The sequence below is a fragment of the Verrucosispora sp. CNZ293 genome (genome assembly GCF_002754655.1).
In genome coordinates this window covers 2,232,241-2,251,014 of the sequence record NZ_PEFR01000001.1, presented here as the reverse complement: position 1 = coordinate 2,251,014, position 18,774 = coordinate 2,232,241, and the positions used below count along the sequence as shown (strand labels likewise).

19 protein-coding genes and 1 pseudogene are annotated in these 18,774 nt (G+C 68.7%); 4 read left to right on the top strand and 16 right to left on the bottom strand.

From position 1 onward, the window contains the following. Positions 1-28: 28 nt before the first annotated feature. The 4 genes from CLT74_RS10345 to CLT74_RS10330 all read right to left on the bottom strand — a co-directional run bounded on the left by CLT74_RS10345 (position 29) and on the right by CLT74_RS10330 (position 3,923). Positions 29-436 carry a RidA family protein gene (locus tag CLT74_RS10345; protein ID WP_099851692.1) on the bottom strand — a complete coding sequence of 136 codons (408 nt, stop codon included), beginning with the start codon at positions 434-436 and terminating at the stop codon, positions 29-31. A 330-nt stretch (positions 437-766) separates the two neighbouring features. Then, positions 767-2,227 carry an SDR family NAD(P)-dependent oxidoreductase gene (locus tag CLT74_RS10340; RefSeq protein WP_099846353.1) on the bottom strand — a complete coding sequence of 487 codons (1,461 nt, stop codon included), beginning with the start codon at positions 2,225-2,227 and terminating at the stop codon, positions 767-769. A gap of 249 nt (positions 2,228-2,476) precedes the next feature. Further along, positions 2,477-2,845: a hypothetical protein gene (locus CLT74_RS10335; RefSeq protein ID WP_143697125.1), complete on the bottom strand. Its 369-nt coding sequence runs from the start codon at positions 2,843-2,845 to the stop codon at positions 2,477-2,479. A 109-nt stretch (positions 2,846-2,954) separates the two neighbouring features. Further along, complete coding sequence (locus CLT74_RS10330) at positions 2,955-3,923, bottom strand: helix-turn-helix transcriptional regulator (protein WP_486582217.1); 969 nt, start codon at positions 3,921-3,923, stop codon at positions 2,955-2,957. Between the two features lie 9 nt (positions 3,924-3,932). Here CLT74_RS10330 and CLT74_RS10325 point away from each other — a divergent pair, with 9 nt between their 5' ends. Both CLT74_RS10325 and CLT74_RS10320 read left to right on the top strand, forming a co-directional pair. Beyond that, complete coding sequence (locus CLT74_RS10325) at positions 3,933-4,979, top strand: alpha/beta fold hydrolase (protein ID WP_486582216.1); 1,047 nt, start codon at positions 3,933-3,935, stop codon at positions 4,977-4,979. A 437-nt stretch (positions 4,980-5,416) separates the two neighbouring features. Then, the gene (locus CLT74_RS10320) at positions 5,417-5,860 is read left to right on the top strand and encodes a hypothetical protein (RefSeq protein ID WP_099846350.1); all 444 of its coding nucleotides are present in this window, start codon (positions 5,417-5,419) and stop codon (positions 5,858-5,860) included. A 185-nt stretch (positions 5,861-6,045) separates the two neighbouring features. Here the strand turns inward: CLT74_RS10320 and CLT74_RS10315 are convergent, their stop codons facing one another. From CLT74_RS10315 to CLT74_RS10305, 3 genes and pseudogenes are all read right to left on the bottom strand, one after another. Continuing rightward, positions 6,046-7,365, bottom strand: coding sequence for an aspartate aminotransferase family protein (locus CLT74_RS10315; protein ID WP_099846349.1), 1,320 nt, complete (start codon positions 7,363-7,365; stop codon positions 6,046-6,048). 220 nt (positions 7,366-7,585) lie between these two features. Beyond that, entirely contained in the window at positions 7,586-8,704 is a 1,119-nt protein-coding gene (locus CLT74_RS10310) for a helix-turn-helix domain-containing protein (RefSeq protein ID WP_099846348.1), read from the bottom strand. A gap of 134 nt (positions 8,705-8,838) precedes the next feature. Further along, positions 8,839-9,363, bottom strand: a pseudogene (locus CLT74_RS10305) (transposase family protein); the annotation flags it as partial. A 216-nt stretch (positions 9,364-9,579) separates the two neighbouring features. Between CLT74_RS10305 and CLT74_RS10300 the strand changes: the two are divergent. Beyond that, positions 9,580-10,047, top strand: coding sequence for an NUDIX domain-containing protein (locus tag CLT74_RS10300; protein ID WP_099846347.1), 468 nt, complete (start codon positions 9,580-9,582; stop codon positions 10,045-10,047). Between the two features lie 53 nt (positions 10,048-10,100). Here the strand turns inward: CLT74_RS10300 and CLT74_RS10295 are convergent, their stop codons facing one another. The 9 genes from CLT74_RS10295 to CLT74_RS10255 form a co-directional block, all read right to left on the bottom strand. Then, positions 10,101-12,251, bottom strand: coding sequence for an SAM-dependent methyltransferase (locus CLT74_RS10295; RefSeq protein ID WP_143697124.1), 2,151 nt, complete (start codon positions 12,249-12,251; stop codon positions 10,101-10,103). Further along, a complete protein-coding gene (locus CLT74_RS10290) occupies positions 12,248-13,348 on the bottom strand; it encodes a monodechloroaminopyrrolnitrin synthase PrnB family protein (RefSeq protein WP_099846345.1) in 1,101 nt (366 codons plus the stop codon). The genes CLT74_RS10295 and CLT74_RS10290 overlap by 4 nt, the downstream gene beginning before the upstream one ends. Before the next feature lie 126 nt (positions 13,349-13,474). Continuing rightward, on the bottom strand, positions 13,475-14,053 hold the full coding sequence (locus CLT74_RS10285; protein WP_099846344.1) for a dihydrofolate reductase family protein: 579 nt from the start codon (positions 14,051-14,053) through the stop codon (positions 13,475-13,477). Beyond that, the gene (locus CLT74_RS10280) at positions 14,050-15,249 is read right to left on the bottom strand and encodes a sigma-70 family RNA polymerase sigma factor (protein WP_099846343.1); all 1,200 of its coding nucleotides are present in this window, start codon (positions 15,247-15,249) and stop codon (positions 14,050-14,052) included. Before CLT74_RS10280 ends, CLT74_RS10285 begins: the two co-directional genes overlap by 4 nt. A gap of 17 nt (positions 15,250-15,266) precedes the next feature. Next, positions 15,267-15,620: a YciI family protein gene (locus CLT74_RS10275; RefSeq protein WP_099846342.1), complete on the bottom strand. Its 354-nt coding sequence runs from the start codon at positions 15,618-15,620 to the stop codon at positions 15,267-15,269. 40 nt (positions 15,621-15,660) lie between these two features. Further along, complete coding sequence (locus CLT74_RS10270; RefSeq protein ID WP_099846341.1) at positions 15,661-16,089, bottom strand: DUF6069 family protein; 429 nt, start codon at positions 16,087-16,089, stop codon at positions 15,661-15,663. A gap of 174 nt (positions 16,090-16,263) precedes the next feature. Then, positions 16,264-16,869 carry a YdeI/OmpD-associated family protein gene (locus CLT74_RS10265; protein ID WP_099846340.1) on the bottom strand — a complete coding sequence of 202 codons (606 nt, stop codon included), beginning with the start codon at positions 16,867-16,869 and terminating at the stop codon, positions 16,264-16,266. Between the two features lie 9 nt (positions 16,870-16,878). Further along, positions 16,879-17,328, bottom strand: a complete 450-nt coding sequence (locus CLT74_RS10260) for an SDR family NAD(P)-dependent oxidoreductase (protein WP_486582715.1) — start codon at positions 17,326-17,328, stop codon at positions 16,879-16,881. Further along, a complete protein-coding gene (locus CLT74_RS10255; protein ID WP_099846339.1) occupies positions 17,325-17,720 on the bottom strand; it encodes a winged helix-turn-helix transcriptional regulator in 396 nt (131 codons plus the stop codon). Before CLT74_RS10255 ends, CLT74_RS10260 begins: the two co-directional genes overlap by 4 nt. A 110-nt stretch (positions 17,721-17,830) precedes the next feature. On the opposite strand from CLT74_RS10255, the gene CLT74_RS10250 reads away from it, so the two are divergent. Further along, entirely contained in the window at positions 17,831-18,748 is a 918-nt protein-coding gene (locus CLT74_RS10250) for an NADP-dependent oxidoreductase (protein WP_099846338.1), read from the top strand. The last annotated feature ends 26 nt before the right edge of the window (positions 18,749-18,774 follow it).

Here is an 18,774-nt window from a genome sequence, read left to right as displayed (position 1 = left end):
CGACGTTGCGAACCGACTGCCGCCGCGCTCAGTCCATGACGGCAGTGGCCTCCACCTCGACGAGGTAATCGGGGCCGGCGAGGGCGCTGACGCCCAGCCCGGTGAACGGCGGGACCGGAGTGACTCCGAGCTTCGTGGCGGCCCGGGTGATGCCGTCGATCAACGGGGTCATCTTGTCCGGTGTCCAGTCGACGACGTACACGGTCAGGCGTACCACGTCACCAAACGACCCACCGACCCCGGCCAGGGCCTTGGCGACGTTGAGGTAGCACCGCTCGACCTGCGCGGTGAGGTCTCCGGCGCCGACCGTGCCGCCGTCTGCGTCGACGGCCACCTGGCCGGCGATGAAGACCTGCTTCGAGCCGGTCGCGACCGCGACGTGACGGTACAGGTCGACCGCCGGTAGGCCTTCCGGATTGACGAACGAGACGCCCATGGTGAGCTCCTTCCGGGTGAAGCCGCCGATCGGCGACGCCTCAAGCACATAAAGCCCGGGTGTGGCTTTGAGGCTCATCGGCGGTGTGGCGGCTAACGACCACGTCGGGACGTGCACGATGAACGTGGCTGTGGTCGGCCGAGGTGTCGGGCGGCGGCTTCGGGGCGGTCCCGAGGCTGTCAGTCGTATACCCAACCGCCCTCCACCGATGCGCAGCACCGGGCTGGCTCGTCGCCCGTGCTGACGAACATGGCTTGACCACCGGTGTCGTCGGGTGTTCGCGGCCGGTGCTCCCCTGCGTGGACGGGGTTTTCGGCAGGGCGGCAGCGATCACCAGGCGCAGGGTGTGTAGTCCTTGAGGAAGCAGCCGTGCAGGTCCTCGCCCTGTTCACCGCGGATGATCGGGTCGTAGACCCGGGCCGCGCCGTCGACGAGGTCCAGCGGGGCGTGGAAGCCGGCGTCCGCCAGCCGCATCTTCGTCGGGTGTGGCCGCTCGTCGGTGATCCAGCCGGTGTCGACGCTGGTCATGAGGATGCCGTCGGCCAGCATCTCCTGGGCGCTGGTACGGGTCAGCATGTTCAGCGCGGCCTTGGCCATGTTGGTGTGCGGGTGCCCTGGCCCTTTGTAGCCGCGGGCGAACTGGCCCTCCATCGCCGACACATTCACCACGTACTTGCGGCGGGCGGTCGCTGCGGCCATCGCCGGTCGCAGTCGGCTGATCAGTATGAACGGCGCGGTCACGTTGCACAGCTGGACTTCGAGCAGTTCGACCGGGTTCACTTCGTGTACCCGCTGCACCCAGCTGTTGACCGGGTCGAGGTCCGGGACCAGACCGCCGGCGTCGATGGCGCTGGCTGTTGCGATCCGTTCCGGTGACGCGGAGCCGCTGGTCAGCGCCAGCGCGGTGAGCGCGTCCGGGGTGATGGTGGGTGAGTTCAGTGGGGCGACCAGGCTGCCCGCCGGGTCGCCCCGGCCGTCCGGTTTGGCGAATGTGATCATCTCCGGCAGTGGGCCGTCCGGCAGGGCCGCCGCCTCCGCGGCGATGAGTTGCGCGTACGCCGCAGGCGTGCGGCGGACGGTCTGCGCCGCGTTGTTGATCAGGATGTCGAGTGGTCCCTGGTCGCTGACCGAGTCAGCGAGGGCGATTACCTGGGCGGGGTCGCGCAGGTCGATCCCGACGATCCGCAGGCGGTGGAGCCACTCCCCGCTGTCGGGCATCGCGGCGAATCGGCGGACCGCGTCGTGGGGAAACCGTGTGGTCACCGTGGTGTGCGCGCCGTCGCGCAGCAACCGCAGCGCGATGTACATGCCGATCTTCGCCCGGCCGCCGGTGAGCAGCGCGCGTCGGCCGGTCAGGTCGGTGCGGGCGTTGCGGCGCTCCCGGTTCAGTGCGGCGCAGGGCGGGCAGAGCTGGTGGTAGAAGGCGTCCACGTCGCGGTAGCGCTGCTTGCAGATGTAGCAGCCGCGCGGATTGTGCAGGACGCCGGCCGTGGCACCTACGGTGGGGGAGGCGAGCGGGTTGCCCTGGGTCTCGTCGTCGATTCGGCCCGGGGCGCCGGTGGCGGTGGCCGCCGTCACTGCGCGGTCGGCCGCCGCGATGGCATCCCGCCGTTCCTCGCGTCGCCGCTGCTTGATCATTTTGTAGAGCTTCGCGGTGGCCCGCTGCACCCGCACCACGTCGGGGTGATCGGGAGGCAGGTCCTCCAACGCCTCGAAGACGCTGAGACAGGTCTCCAGCCGGGTCGGGTCAATGCGGTATTGACCGGTATCCGTAACTTTGTCCGCCGTCATGCTGTCGCTGTCTCATCCCGTTCCCTGCGCCGGATCTCTCCGGCCCACCCCACGTCCGACCCGGAACTGTACGCACCGAGCGGCCTCCGACGCATCCCGCGCCTGCTCACCAGCCCGAAGACCGTAGAGGTCACCCCTCGACCAGGTCTATATGTTCAGGTCCGGTCCCTCTGTGGCGGGGTAGTAGGTGACGGGCCAGCAATTCCCATAGGGGATGTAGGAGGCGAAGCTGGCCGTTCGGACGGGAGCCTAACGAGGGTCGTCGGTGAACCACGGGTAGCTGAACTGGGCGGGTGCCAGTCCCCACTCGGCTACGAGCCTGAGCAGGCGGGACTCGTCGGTAGCGGTGTCGGCACGGATCTGCCGGGCGTCGACGTCGTAGTCCCAGCCTTCGAGCTGCCGCTCATTGAAGTCCCAGTGTGCGAGCTGGAAGGATCGTTGCACGTCCGGACGTTGCCATCCTTCGCGTTCGGCGAGGTCGTCGCGCTTGTCCAGGGCCGGAGTGATGTCTACGAACGCACGGCGCCCCGGTGCTGCCGGCACCTCTGCCACGAGGCGACGCCCGAGCCGAAGTGCGCTGAGCTTGTCTTGTGGCCACGTCGGCGTCGCACCTTCCACGGTGCCGATTCTCCGGCTTACGCGAGCACCGGACCACCCAAAGTCAGAGCGCTACGCAACGACGCTTCGGACGTGTCGTCGGCTGCTCGTCTCGCCGAGTGCCGTGTGATCAGTCGAAGGTCTTCGGTGCTGTCGGGTCCGGTGATCTCGGTTGTTGTACCGCCCTGCGGCGGTGCTGCTGGTCTGAGCCGTATCGTTCGACGAGCGCGTTGCCGATCGAGGCCAGGTGGTCTCGCACGCCCGGAGGGCCGGTCACCTCGATCCATTCGACAAGTCCGGCAAGTTCGCCAGCGAGTGTGTATTCGTCGTTACCGCGGATGACGACCTCGATGCGGCCGTCGGTGGTGGCGCCTCCCACTTCGAGCCGGCCGCCGAATCCTATTCGGAGTGCGCCTATCCAGTGCGGCGTGCACACCGCCCGGGCTTCGAGGGGCATTCGTTTGCGGTCGACTTCGTCGGCGATCGTGCGCCAGCTCTCGGCAAGGTCGAAGTCCTCGGGCCGGTGCACGGGGTCGCAGGTCGGCTCGGCGGACGAGACGCGGTCGATTCGGAAGGTCCGCCGACCAGTGTCGGTGTTGGCGACGAGGTACCACGATGAGCCTTTGGCGACGATGCCAAGCGGGTGGATGGTTCGCTCGGTCTTGGTGCCGTCGCGGTCGACGTAGCCGAGCTGGACCTGGACACCGCGGATCACCGCGTCCTGGAGCGCGTCGAGGAAGCGGGGCGGTCGTGGCTCGACCCGGCTCGCTCCCCAACGCCGCGGGTCCGTGACGAGCGACGACGCTGCCGCCTCGGCCTGCACCCGGAAGGGTTCCGGCAGGGCGTGGACGAGCTTGCGCAGCGCCGCTCTCACGGCCGGCGTCGCAGCCGAGGCCGGGCCGGCGACCAGGAACAGGGCGCGGGCCTCACCCGCGGTCAACCCGGACAGGTCGGTGCGGGCACCGCCCACGAGGCGCCAGCCGCCGCCTCGGCCCTGCACGGAGTACACCGGAACCCCGGCCGTGCTCAGGGCGTCGAGATCACGGCGGGCGGTGCGCTCGGAGATCTCCAACTCCCGGGCGACCTCCGCTGCGGTCACCTGCTCGCGATGTTGCAGCAGAAGGAGGATGGCCATCAACCGGTCGGCTCGCACTCCGACAACCTTTCCACGGAAACCGGTCAGGAGGTGACCGGTTTCGGTCGTCAGGATGCCGGCATGACAACCGACTTTCCCGAGCCCACCCGCATGTCGGTCAACGGTGTGGAACTCGAGGTCTTCGAAGCTGGCCGGCAGAACATGGGGAACCCGATCGTGCTCTGTCACGGCTGGCCTGAGCACGCCTTCTCCTGGCGCCATCAGATGCCCGCCCTCGCGGCGGCCGGCTACCACGTCATCGTCCCGAACCAACGGGGGTACGGCAACTCGTCCCGCCCGACCGAGGTCACCGACTACGACATCGCACATCTGTCGGGTGACCTCGTCGCACTGCTCGATCACTACGGATACGACGATGCCACCTTCGTTGGGCATGACTGGGGCGCTGCTGTCGTCTGGGGCCTGACCCTGTTGCACCCGAACCGCGTCAGCAAGGTGATCAACCTGAGCCTGCCGTACCTTGAGCGCGGGGAGAGGCCCTGGATCGAGTTCATGGAGGATGTGCTCGGTAGCGACTTCTACTTCGTCCACTTCAACCGGCAGCCGGGTGTCGCGGACGCCGTGTTCGAGGAGCACACGTTCCAGTTCCTTCGGAACCTGTACCGCAAGGATGTGCCCGTCACGGAGCCGCAGCCGGGCAATGCGTTGATCAACCTCGCCAGATCTGAAACCCCACTCGGTGAACCCATCATGAGCGACAGCGAACTGGCCGTCTTCGTCTCCGCCTTCGAATCAACAGGGTTCACCGGCGGAATCAACTGGTACCGGAACCTGGACCGCAACTGGCGTCTGCTGGCCGACGTGGACCCGATCATCCGACAACCCGCCCTCATGATCTACGGCACCCGCGACACGGTCGCGAGGTCTGAAAGGCTGGCAGAATTCGTGCCCAATGTGGAAGTAGTAAGTCTGGACTGCGGTCATTGGATCCAGCAGGAAAGGCCGGAAGAAACAAACCAGGCGATCCTCAAATGGCTGGAACAGCGGGCTGCCGCCTAGCGACCATCAGGAAATCCGCGTCACGGTACGCAAGGGTCAGCGGCTTGTAGCCGCTGGTTATGCCACGTTGGACTGCGGGTTGGTGGCCGGACGCCACCAACCCGCAGGCTGTGCCGTCCATTGTCTGGGCGGTCCGTCTCGCGTCACCACGAACCATCCGATTGAAGTTTGCACATCACGGGCGGGAGGTGGCTTGCCTGGCCGATCCGCCGTGCGAGGAGCGTACCCGGGTGATCGAGGCGGACGGGACGTCGCAGGTGTTGCTGGCCGTCACCCGTACCGCCGATCGGGGCGACCCGACGGCAGTCGCTTGCGGGAGGAGCGTACCCGTGGCGAACGCGCCTTTGTCCCCGCCGGCTCAGCAGGGCTCAATTCACCTGACGTCGGCCAGATGGCAGGGTGGCGTACCCTCCTGGAGCCGTCGCACGGGAGGAATCATGAACAGGACGACTGGTCGTCACGTCGTCGGTGCCGTTGTCGCCTGGGTGGTGTTCGTCGCGCAGGCGCCCGTCGTCTATGCCGGACTGCTCGTGTACGCGTGGAACACCTCGGGGGATCCAGGTGGCCCACTCGCCCTTCCGGCGATTTGCCTCTCGCTGGCCTGCCTGGGGGTCGCTCTGGTGCCATTGTTGTTCGTTCCGGCGGGCTGGGTGGGCGAGATTTCCGGGCACCACCGAGGGCTGTACATGAAGTTGCTTGTCGCGTTCGCCGTCGCCGCAGTGTTGGCCTCGATCTACGTAGCTGGCATCGCCGTACTTACCGACGGGGCGACGGTGGTCGGCACATTGTTGTTGTGCGTGGGTGGCGCGGGCGCTGTGCTGGGCCCTACTGCGGCCTACGTCGGGGTAGCCCACCGCAGGCTGAGAACGAGCGCGAGGTAGCGGGGTTTCCGGCTGATGCGGTGCCCCTAGCCCATTCCCTGGCTGGGTCGCGTGCCTCGGTGCCGGACTCGGCGGGGCGGGTGGGTGCCCCGGTGCCCCAGCGGCCGGAGCCCGAGCTGCACGCGGCCCGGGCCAGCTCGGTTTTTTAAGGGTCGAGGCGCTGTTCCCGCAACCGGCGAAACCGGTCAGGCCGGTGGCGCTTCGCTGATCGCCTGGTCCAGGATTTCCAGACCGAGTGCCAGTTCGTCTCGCGTCGTGGTCAGGGGTGGTGCGATCCGGAAGGTGCTTCCCATGCCGGGCAGTTGCACGACATTCATATGGAGGCCGAGTTCGAGGCAGCGGCGGGTGACGTGGGCACCGAGGACGTCCGAGCCCTCGCGCGTCTCCCGGTCGAGGACGAGTTCGATTCCCTGCATCAGGCCGCGCCCCCGTACATCTCCCACCACGTCGTGTCGGTCGCGGATGTCGAGCAGGCCGGCGCGGAGGAACTCGCCGAGTTCTCGGGCCCGTACGTCCATCTGGTCCTGCTGGAGTACGTCGAGCACGGTGTTGCCGACGGCGGCCACCAGGGGGTCGGACACGTGTGTGGTGTAGAAGAGATAACCCAGGGCATGTGCCCGTTGTTCGATCTCCTCGGTCGTGATCATCGCGGCGAGCGGGAGGCCGGCGCCCAGTGTCTTGGACAGGGTGAGGATGTCGGGCATTATGCCGTCACGTTCGAAGGCGTACCACGTGCCGGTGCGGCACAGGCCGGTCTGCGCCTCGTCGACGATCAGCAGCATGCCGCGCTCACGGCATTTGCGTGCCAGGGCGACGAAGTAGCCCGGCGGTGGCTCGATGATGCCGCCGGAGCTGAGGATCGGCTCGACGATGCACGCCGCGAGGCTTCCCGATGACTGGGCGTCGACGAGCGCAAAGCCATAGTCGAGTTGGCGCTGCCAGTCCAACTCGCCGTCCGGAGTGGTGAAGTCGGGGCGGTACGGGTTCGGCGTGGGGATCGCGAAGTTTCCCGGCGTGGGACCGTAGCCCCGGTGACCGGCGCTGTAGGTCGCGGCCGCCGCGGCGTGCGTCATGCCGTGCCACGACTTGGCGAAGGCGACGATCTCGTGTTTGCCGGTGACGAGCTTGGCCATCCGGATGGCCGCCTCGTTCGACTCGGCGCCGGTCGTCAGCAGCAGCGCCTTCTCCAACGGCGCGGGGAGGGACTCGGCGAGCCGGCGCGCGAGGTCGACGACCGGACGGGACAGCATGCCGCTGAACAGATGGTCCAGTCTCGCGATCTCCCGCTGCACTGTTTCGACGATCGCGGGGTGGCAGTGCCCGAGAATGGCGCTCATCTGGCCTGAGGTGAAGTCCAGGATCCGCCGGCCGTCAGCGGTGTACACGAAGCTACCGGCCGCGCGATCGATGATCTCGGGCGTGAACGATCCGCCGTAACGCACCAGATGGCGGGCAGCGTCAGACCAGAACTGCTCGGGAGTACTGCGCTCGGTAGCCAGCGTCATGGGCCTCACGATAGGAGCGATCGTTATGCACGAAAAGCTCGTGTCCTTGGCTACGCTGTGCGGAATTCACGCACAGGGAGCTTCCGATGCGGCTCAACACGGCACGCCCGTATCATCCTTGACCAGGTCAAGGCCGCTGAGGCGGACCTGCGCAGCCGCTCCGGACAACCGACCGGGCCGGTCCGCCTCGCAGCCTTCTCCAGCGCCATCCGGACCGGCGTCATTCCGCTCGCCACGCGGCTGCGGGAGGCGCATCCCAGTCTGGCTGCGGCGTCGGCTGCTGGCGGTAGTCCTGCGGCGAGGTGCCGTAGGTCGCCCGGAACAGGCGCGTGAAACTTGCCTTGTCGAGGAAGCCCCACCGGGCGGCGATCGCGTAGATGGGCTTGCTGGCGTGTAGGGGACTGGTCAGGTCGCGGCGGCACCGGTCCAACCGTCGCAGACGAATGAGCTCGGTGACGCTGGCTTCCTCGTCCTCCCACAGCCGGTACAGGGTGCGCAAGGAGATGTGGTGGGCGGCAGCTACGGTACGGGCACTCAGATCTGCGTCGCCCAGGTGCTCGGTGATGAAAGCGTCGATGCGTGCCCGCAGTGCCTGCCGCTGGACCTCCGCCGGTAGTGCCTGCTCGCAGTCGAGGTGCTGGGCCAGGGTTGCCGAGATCAGGTCCAGGACCATATACCCCAGCTGTCCCGCATCGGCTGCTCTGAACTGCTCGGGGCGTGTGGTGACCTGAAGGAGGAACTGGGTCAGGAGGGCCGCCATGCCCTGAGGGGGGAACCGATCGGCGAGCAATCGGCTGACTTTGGCCCGCGGCAGAGGTATCGCCGACTCCGGGACCAGCACCGAGATGGTCTTGGCCGTCGGGGGTGGTGGGTGCGGGCGGCCCGCCCTCGACACGGGCGCGTCCTGCGGGCGGTGTCGACACTCGAAGGGACTGCTGGTGGAGAAGAGCGTGAACTCGCTCGGCCTGACCACGGAATGACGGCGGTTCTGGACGATGGCGGCCTCACCGGTGAGGGGGAGGGCCAGCCCGTACATCTCCGGATCACCTTGCCGGATCATCCCGGGCGACCGGCTCCAGGTGAGCGCCGGATAACGAAACGACGACACAGTGGGGACACCCAGGTCGACAGCGCTGGCGAAGCCGGTGAAGTTGGCGGAGTGCGGGCTGGAGAACGCCGCCTGCACCGTGCCCTCGGAGATGACCTCCTGCCACACGTCGAACCGGTCACGCTCGGGAAAATGCGCCAGATCGACTGTCTCGACGCGGAGAATGGAACTCACCTCGCTCCCGTCCAGTATGCGAAGCTGCTCGATGCGACGTGCCAGGGCCGTCAGCACGGGGATCGATCTCAGCCCGCGACAACGGCGCCTGCGGTCGTGAGCTTATCGAAGGATGTCTCGTAACTCGGCGGAGGCTTTGCCGGCCAACGGTGGTGGGATCAACCGGGGACGATGACGGTGCTGCGGAAGGCGTTGTCGCGGTCACCGGTCTGTGGATCGGCCAGGGCCACCACGAGGCGGGTGTGGGCGTCGATGACGACCTGCAGGTTCGTCGAGCAGTGGCGGTGTTCATCCGGTGTGGCGCGACGATGGTTGCCGGTGGGGACCAGGGTGCCGTCGACGATCGTGAAGGTGTCGACCCGACGCCGAGCTAGCGGGGCCAGGGCCAGGCACGGGCCGAGGGCGTCGATGATCCGGTGTGCGGCGGAGTGTGACACCCCGAACAGCGGACCGATCTGTCGGATGGTGAGGTTCGTGCGCCAGTACGCGGCGACCAGCAGCACCCGGTCGGCGAGGTGCAGCGACCACTGCCGGCCGGGTCGACCGTCAGCGACGGCGTCTCCGCCACGTTGCTCAACCAGCTGGACCAGCCGGCAGAACTGGGCGGGCTGCAACCCGGTGAATGGTAAGATCCACTCCCGGCGGGCCGGTGAGATCACCTGCGTCCCACCATCGTCGATGATCTCCCTAGCAGACAGTTGCCGGTTACGAGGCATCCCTCACGAGGGCCTATCGGCAGGAGCTCGGGGCTGGAGCCTGGTGGCAGGGCTGGTGGCGTCAACCGGTCCGCTGCCCGAGTGCGATCCATGATGGGCGGCCGGACGTTGCGGGCGGTTGCCATCCCACGTCAGGCTGTTGAGAATTCGTGCCAGGGTACGCGCACGAATGGGCGGCTCGGTGAGCCGATTCCCCGAGCGGTCAGGAGGTGCCGGGTGAGCTTCCGGCTGGCCGCGTACGCCCTCTGCGTCACGGATGACCGGGTGCTGCTCGCCCGCCACGAATCGCCGAGCGGCGGGACGACGTGGAGCCTTCCGGGCGGCAGGGTGGAGCACGCGGAGGATCCGTTCGACGCGGTGATCAGGGAGGTTGCCGAGGAGACCGGCTACGAGGCGGTGGTCGAGCGTCTGCTGGGTGTGGACTCCCGGGTGATTCCCGCCGCTGAGGCGTGGTCGGGCCGGGAGCACCAGAACATCGGCATCTTCTACCAGGTCCGCATTACCGGAGGTGTCCTCCGGCCGGAGCCGGACGGAGACGTCGTCGAGTCGGTCTGGACCCCGATAACGGCGGTGGCGCAGCTGCGCCGGTCCGCCCTCGTCGACGTCGGTCTGGCGCTGGCGCGGACGCGTCCGGCCACCGGCCACGTCCCTCCGGTGCCGGCCGGCGGCCTCATTCAGCACTGAGAAGGCTGGCCGTGGCTGCGCTGGCGGGCCGTTGCGGATTGGCCGGTGCACGCTCAACTCACGTGCGCCCGCGCCACCCAGTGATGGTCGTGGGGCGGGCAGAGTCGTTCGGGTGGCAAGGGCAGCCACGGGCACTCGCCGGCGTGCAACTGCCGCAACGTGTAAGCCTCCGCCGTCCAGCCCTGGTGACGCAGGAAGTCGCCCAGGTCGTCGAAGCCCAGTTGGAACGCGGAGCCCCGCGACTTCATGAACGTCAGGAAGGTCTCGTTGGCCGGATCCGTGTAGAAGTCGGTGTGCGGCGCGTCGACGAGCAGGACAGAACCACGTGCCGACATCTTCCTGACGGTCCCGATCAGCCGGGTGAAGTCCTCCATCTGCAAGTAGGGCAGCAGTCCTTCGATGATCCAGGCCGTGGGGCTGTCCGGTTCGTAGCCGGCCGCCAGCAACCGCTGAGGCCACGTCTCACGACGCAGGTCCTCGCCGAGCGAAACGCGGCGGCAGACCAGACGGTCCCGGACCGGCTCCAGCAGTCGCTCCTTGGCCTCCAACTGGCCCGGCAGGTCGATCTCGAAGAACTGGGTACGGGCGGGAAGATCCAGGCGCCAGGCGCGCGTGTCACTCCCCGCGCCCAGGCAGACCACCTGGGCGATGCCACCCGCGGCAGCCTCACGGAGTGCGATGTCACCGAAGCGGGCGCGAACGATCACCGATCCGATGGTGCCGCCGACGGCCAGCGCCGCGTCCGCCATCCTCCGGGACCTGGGCGTGCTCAACAAGCCCGCGTACCGGTCCACCAGGTAGGCGTCGGCACGATCGTGCTCCATGGCTCTGATGACGGCGGTGATGAAACTGGTCTCCTTCACGGCCTCGGTGTCCGTCGCCCCGCCCGCCCCGGAGCTGTCGTCACGTGCGTCGGGCTGACGTCGAGCGACGGTGAGTGACGGTCGTGAGTTGACCCAGTCCTGATCGAACTGCCCCGTCCGGGCGTAGCCGCGGGAGATCTCGGTGAGTTCCTCCTCGCTGAAGACCTCGCTGACGTCGTCGAACCCGTGGGGCGCCCGTTGGTGAGCCAGGGTGATCACCTTCTCAGGTCCCATGGAGCGGTTCGCGTGCTGCAGTTCCGTCATCTGCGGGCGGCGTTCGTCCTCGTAGGCCCGCAGGCCGCTGCCCACCTCGGTGTGGGTGGCCAGGTGCCAGGACAGCACGCGGGCATCGACGATGGCCTGGGTGGCCCCGTTGGACCCGGCCGGATACATCGCGTGGGCGGCGTCGCCGACGAGTGTCACGTTGTTGAAACTCCACTGTGGCACAGGGTCTCTGTCGATCATCGAATACTGTTGTACGTCCGCCGTGTCATCGAGCAGGCGCGGCAGGTCCACGCCGGGTGGCGCCCAGCTTCCGAACTGGCGCAGGACGGCCGCGCGCCGCTCGGCGACGCCCGTCGCATCGCGCTGGAGCGGATCGGCCTCGCTGTCCGGCCAGGCGGCGACCCAGTTGATCAAACACCTGCCCAGGGTGTCGTCCCTGTCGATCGGGTACAGGACGAGTCGCCGCCGGTCGTCGCCGAGCACCGCCATTGTGCTTCCGGTCAGGAAGTCCGGCCCCCAGGCGGTCCCTCGGAACATCGTCACACCGTTCGACGGCGGTGGCCCCTCCGCCGGGTAGAACGCCGCCCGGACGGCCGAGTGGATACCGTCCGCCCCGATGAGCAGCTCCGTCTCGACGACCCGGGTCGAGCCGTCCCGGTCCATGACGGTCGCGTACGTCCGGCCTGGCTCGGAGTGCAGTCCGACGAGCCGAGCGCCGGTGACGACGGCGCCGTCGCCCAGGCGTCGCCGGACCTCGTCAGCAAGGACCGTCACGAGTCGTGCGCGGGAGATGGAGAGTTGCGGCCATCGGTAGCCCGCCAGCGTGCCGCGGTCCTCGCGCCAGACGAGATCACCGCGCGGGTTGTACATCGCCAGTTCCCGGGTGCGGACAGCGTGCTGCTGCAACTCGTCGAGCAGCCCGAGTTCGGCGAGTTCCCGGACGGCGTTGGGCAGGATGTTCAGGCCGAGGCCGTGCGGGCGCAGCTGTGGCTCGGCCTCGAAGACCGTGACCCGGTTGAATCCGGCCGCGTGCAGACTCACCGCGGTGGCCAGTCCGGCGACCCCGGCCCCAACAATCATGATGTCCACTGTCGACAACTCACCCTCGTGCGTCACGGCAGCTGCACCCGCTGCCCAGCGGTGGCATTGAGCATGGCGCTGTTCTTTCTGGTGAGGGCGAGAATCTCCTCGAGGAGCCCCACGCTTCCTCCGCCGCTGCCCAGTTCGTAAAGCCGTAGTTCCTCCTGGTAGGCACGCCGTGCCATCACCAGATGCTTGCCGCGGAACGCGGTGAGCGTCTGAAGGGCGTGCCGCAGACTTCTCGCACTGGACTCCACGTGCTCGTCGGCCGAGGATGCGCCGGGACCTTCGAGGGCCGCCACGACCCGGGACGTGACGGACGGCATCCTCGCCCACTCCGCGTACCGCTGCTGCCACTGTGGGAGGGTCTGCGACGCCACCTCAGCGCAGAACTGGAGGTAGTCCGGGCTGCCACGATCGGAGGCCCACAGGAGCAGGTCGATGAGGAAAATCGGAATGTGCGCCGCGGCCGGGCCCATGTAAGCCCGACCCGCAACACGTACGTCCTCGTAGAATGGCCTGAGCACACGCGCGAAGAACTCCGGTGCCACTGTCACCCGGACACCGCTCATCACCGTGTCCGCGACCGCGATGTGCGAGGTGAGCGACGCCAGCCGGTCCGCATGGGCCGGCGCGGCCGGATCCTCGTCGATCAGCGAACGCCCGATGTCAACGGCGCGGGCGAGGTGCGGCACGCAGGTGCGTACCGCATTGATCAGGTTGCGTTCCATCGGGTGGCCCGTGTAGAGCCGCTCACGTTCACCTATCGGATTCCAGGACGTGTAGTGGTACACCGTGTCGCGCGGGATCATCCCCGTACGCCGCCCCAGCAGCTGAAAAGACCTGGCCGCACCGGGCACGGCCTCGAAGGCGGACACTCCGTGCCGCTGCAGACTGCCGAGATACATGCCCAGGTCCCGCACGGCGGCAAGACACTCAGTGGTGGTGAAAGCCGCGATGCTCGCCGCGGACGGCAGGGCACCACTGAGCGCCCGTACCAACGCGGCGACATCGGCGGCCATGTTCAACGCCGGCAACGCGCGAAGATCGTCGTCCAACCTCAGCGGATCGAGCCTTCTGATCTGCTCGTTGTTCTCCTCGGAGATGACATCCACATCTGCCCTGCGGTGCACGTGAACCCTTCCCCCGGCGGATCCAGCGATGCCCTAGATTCGAGCAGGAAGTTCTCGTGCCGTACCGATACCTGACAGAGCCTTGACAGATTGCCGCGCGGTCCGCTCCGGGCGCGTCGGGTGGAGTCAGACGTGCCGGGTGGGTCGGTAGGTGAGTTCCTGGGTGCGGCCGTCGAGGGTCCGGCTCTCGATCAGCTCCAGGTCGAAGTCGGCAGCCCCCTGGAAGATCGGTTCCGTGCCGGTCTGACCGGTGATCACCGGAAAGATCGTCACCTGGACGCGGTCGACCAGACCGGCGGCCATCAGCGCCCGGTTCATCGACAGGCTGCCGTGTGACCGCAGGGGCACGTCGGACTCCTCCTTCAGCCGGGCGACGACGTCGACAGCGTCGCCGCGGGCGACCGTCGCGTCCGGCCAGTCGAGGGGAGTGTCGAGAGTGTTCGACACCACGGTCGCCGGGAGGTTCCGCATCCGGGTGACCCAGGCGTCCCGTACCTCGGACTCCTCGGTGCTCTCGGCCAGCAGCCGCGCGAACACCCGGTACGTGTCGGCGCCGAAGACCATGCGCTGCTCTTCGCGGTACGCGGCGAGACGGTGCGCGAGCAGTTCGGGCCCCTGCTTGCCCCAGTACCCGCCCCAGTCGCCACTCGTGGTGCCGAAGCCGTCGAGGCTGGCGAAGACGTCGAAGGTGTAGGTGACGGTCATGATGGTCTCCTCGGATCGGTGAGTTCGGTGCGACGCCGCTGTAGGTGGGCGCGTTCGGTTTCGTTTGTGGCAAGCGCCGCGGCCTCGTCGTAGGCGGCTCGGGCCGCCGCGTCGCGGCCGAGCCGGGCCAGTAGTTCGGCGCGGGTGGCGGGCAGCCGGTGGTAGCCGGGGAGGTCGATGTCCTCAAGCGCGGCGAGGGCCACCGCCGGTCCGTGCACCTCGGCCACCGCGACCGCGCGGTTGAGCGCGACGACCGGGGTGGGCGCCAGCGCGAGCAGTTGGTCGTACAGTGCCAGGACCTGTCTCCAGTCGGTGGCGGCGCCGTCGGTGTGCACCGCGCTGATCGCGGCCTGGATCTGGTACGGCCCGGGCCGGTCGCGCCGCAGGCAACGACGGACCAGGTCGTGGCCCTCGGCGACGAGTGCCCGGTCCCACAGTGACCGGTCCTGGTCGACCAGCGGGACCAGTTCGCCGGTCGGGCCGAGCCGGGCGGGGCGCCGTGCCTCGGTCAGCAGCAGCAGGGCGAGCAGGCCGAGGACCTCGGGTTCGTCGGGCATCAACGCGGCGAGTTCGCGGGCGAGTCGGATCGCCTCGGCGCACAGGTCCGTCCTGATCAGCGGCCCGGTGGTGGCGGCGTAGCCCTCGTTGAACATCAGGTAGAGCACGGTGAGCACGGGCGGCAGTCGATCCGGCAGCTCATGCTCGGCGGGTACCCGGTACGGGATGCCGGCGTCGCGGATCTTCTTCTTGGCGCGCACGATCCGCTGGGCGACCGTCGCCTCCTGGGTCAGGTAGGCCCGGGCGATCTCCGGTACGTCGAGGCCACCGAGCAGGCGGAGGGTGAGGGCGGTGCGCGCGTCGGGGGCGAGCGCGGGATGGCAGCAGGTGAAGATGAGTCGTAGCTGGTCGTCCTTCACCGGTCCCACCTCCTGGGGTTCGTCCTGGTGGTGCAGCAGTATCGCCTCGGCGTGCCGCGCCTCGCGGGTCGTCTCCCGGCGAAGCCTGTCGATGGCGCGGTTGCGCGCGGTGGTCACGATCCAGGCGCCCGGGTTCGGCGGCGGGGTCTGCCACTTCTGCAACGCGGTGGTGAAGGCTTCCTGGACCGCCTCCTCGGCGAGGTTGATGTCACCGAGGAGGCGGGTCAGGGTGGCGACGCAGCGGCCGTACTCCGCGCGGTAGATGCTCGCCAGGTCCATGTAGATGACCGGCCGGTTCAGGCCTGGGACAGGTCGTCGAAGGGACGCACCTCGACCGGCCCGCAGGCGGCCGCGCACTTCTCGGCCCAGGCCAGCGCCTCGTCCAGGTCGGCGCACTTGATGACCCAGAAGCCGGCGATGTGTTCCTTCGTCTCGGCGAACGGCCCGTCGCTCATGGTGGTGCTGCCGTTCTCGATCCGGACGACGGTGGCGCTGTCCGGCGACAGGAGGCCGCCGCCGAAGACCCAGGCGCCGGCGGCCTGCATCTCGTTGTTGATCCGATCGGTCTCCCTGAACATGGTCTGGATCTCGTCGTCGGACGGCTCCGGTGCGCCCTCGACGACATGCACGGACAACAGGTACTGCTTCATGACGGTCCTCCGGTAGCTCGACTGTGGGATGAGGGACAGGTCAGGCGGCCAGGCGGCGCGCGACGGCAGGGATCACGATCGCGGCCGCGACCAGGTGGGTGAGCATCAGCAGCGCCTTGGTGGCCGGACCGGCGTCGACGATCACGTCCGGCACCAGCGAGAGCACGGTCAGCGCCGCCGTCGTACGGACGAACGTGCGCCGCGGCCGCTTGGCGAAGCGGGCCAGGAACGCGGCGATGATCACGCCGATCAGCGAGAAGACGGCGGTCAACACACCGAACCCGGCGACCGGGATCGGGGCACCGGCGATGTCGAGGCTGACGCCCGCCGCATTGCCGGCGGTGGCGACGGCCATCGTGGCGGCGCTCGCGCCGGCCGTGGCGAGCAGGCCGGCGCCGAGCAGCGCGCCGATTGCCGACGTGGCGGCGCGGTTCGTGGTGGTGTGGCTCGTGGTCGCCGTGGTGCTCATCGTGCCCTCCAGGAGGCGTACCGCCCGGCTCGGTGCCGGGCTCTCACCAGAGCTACGAAAAGACCCAACCCCGATCGACACGTACGCCAGGATTTTTTCGCAGAAGTTCTACTCCGGCGTACGGGCGCGCCGGTCATCGGACAGAGCGGGCGAATCTGGCGACCAAGGCGTCGATCACGGCGAGGGCTGGGGCCGGGCCTTCTGCGGATAGATCGTCTCGTGACGGGCCAGCATGGCGACGAACTCGCTGATCTTCCGCTCGCGGGTCTGCGCCCGCTTGACGCCGTTGACGCGGTGGATGAGCGCGAACCGGTTGGTCTTGGTGAGGACGTCGAACATGGCCTGGGCGGCGGGGTCGGCGGCGATGGCGGCGAGGAGGTCGGCGGGCACCTCGGCCTCCGAGGGCGGCGCGTAGGCAGCCGCCCACCGGCCGTCCGCCTTCGCGGCCTCCACCGCGGCGCGGCCGGCCGGCCGCATCCGCCCCTGCGCCTCCAGCCGGGCGACGTGGGCGACGTTCCGTTGTGACCAGGAGCTGCGGGGCCGGCGAGGGGTGAACCGGATCCAGGAGGTCTCATGATCCCGCTTGCGGGCCTGCCCGTCGATCCAGCCGAAACAGAGGGCCTCGTCGACCGCCTGCTGCCAGGTCAGCGTGGTGACCGAGCCGCCCTTCCTGGTCAGGGCCAGCCAGACACCTGGCGACGAGGCGTGGTTGGCCGACAACCAGGCGCGCAGCGCGTCGGCGTCCGCCACGATCAACTCATCCAGCTCGGCGCTCGCCATGACGGCAGACTAGTGCGGTGGACCCTCGGCCTGACTGCGCCGGTCCAGTTCGAGCCCGAACAGGCCGAACGCGATCTTGGACTGGCTGTACGCGCGGAAGCTGTCGTAGGACTTCTTCCAGTTCAGGTCGTCCCAGTTGATGGCGTGCTGGTTGGCGGCGATGCTGATCTGCGAGGTCACCCGGGCGCGTCCGGCCCGCAGCAGGGGCAGCAGGTGGGAGACCAGCGCGAAGTGGCCGAGGTGGTTGCAGCCGAACTGCAGCTCGAAGCCGTCAGCGGTGAGCTGTCGATTCGGCGGTGTCATCACCCCGGCATTGTTGATCAGGATGTGGATCGGGCGGTTCGCCCGCCGTAGCGTGGTACCGAGCGTGGCGACCGAGTTCGGCTTCCTGGCCGCTGTCGAGCGGGTGACCCGGGCAGGCTGCTCGGGTCGCGGTGACCCTGGCGGACGTGAGGTCAGGAACCGGCGTCGAACTGCGCGCGGGCCTGGAAGACCCGGTCCATGTGTGTCTCCGCCCAGGTCTTGATCGCGACCATCAGCGGGAGCAGGTCATGACCGATCGGGGTGAGCTCGTAGTCGACGCGGGCTGGCACCGAGGCGGTCACGGTGCGGGTGACCAGACCGTCGCGTTCCAGTGTGCGCAGGGTCTGGGTGAGCATCTTCTGGCTGACGCCGGCGATGCGGCGGGCGAGTTCGCTGTGCCGCTGCGGGCCGCCGGCCAGCGCCGCGATGACGAGCGCCGCCCACTTGTCGGTGAGCGTGCTCAGCAGTTCCCGGGTCGGGCAGGCGGCCAGGAACGCGTCGTAGTCGCGTTTGGCCTGTTCCCGTCGCTGTCCAGCGGTCGTCGCCATCTTCCACCACCTCGCCGGTGCCCTAGGCACTTACAGGTACCTACTTACTGATAGTTCCTAACGATACCTACCGTGGTGGCGTCAACGGCACTGAGTGGAAGGACGCGGCGATGCGCGCAGTCAGCTATGCACAGTTCGGGGGGCCGGAGGTGCTGCACGTGGTGACGGATCTGCCGGTGCCGCAGCCGGGACCGGGGCAGGTGCGGGTACGGGTCGCCGCGTCCGTACTGCATCCGGTCGATCTCATGGTTCGCGCCGGTCGGTTCCCGGCACCACTGCCGGTCGGGCTGCCGTACGTTCCCGGGTGGGACGTGGCGGGGACTGTCGACGCGGTCGGTCCCTCGGTCGACGGCTTCACAGTGGACGACCGGGTCATCGGCTTCTCACCCTGGTTGCGCACCGCTGTCGGCGCGCACGCGGAGTACGTGGTCCTCGATGCGGCGTGGCTGACCGCCGCACCCGACGGGGTTCCCGCCCACGAGGCCGCGACCCTGCCGACGAACGGCCTCACCGCCGCCCAGGCGCTCGACCTTCTCGCCCTCCCCGCAGGCTCGTCGGTGCTCGTCACCGGCGCCGCCGGGCAGGTCGGCGGGTTCACCCTGGCTTTGGCCCGGGTCGCCGGCCTGCGCGCCACCGGAATCGCGGGGGTCGACGACCGCGAGTTCGTCGAGTCGCAGGGCGCGACGTTCGTGTCCCGCTCGGACGGTCCGCCCGGGCTGCCGGCCGGCAGTTTCGACGGGGTTGTCGACCTGGCCGTGGTCGGCCCGTCGCTGCTGGACCTGGTCCGCGACGGCGGCGCTTTCGTGGCCGCCTCGCCGCCACTGCGCCCGGAACCGGTGCGGGGAATCCGGACGTACGCGCTGGACGTGCTGCCGGACGGCACCCGGCTGGGCGAGTTGGTGAAACGTGTGGAACGCGGGGAGATCCCGCTACGGGTCGCCGGGGTCTACCCGTTCGCTGACGCGGCAGCAGCCCATGAGCGGCTGGCCCGAGGCGGCGTGCGGGGCGGGGTCGTGATCGTGCCCTGACCCGCCCACCGCTACACGGCCGTGGT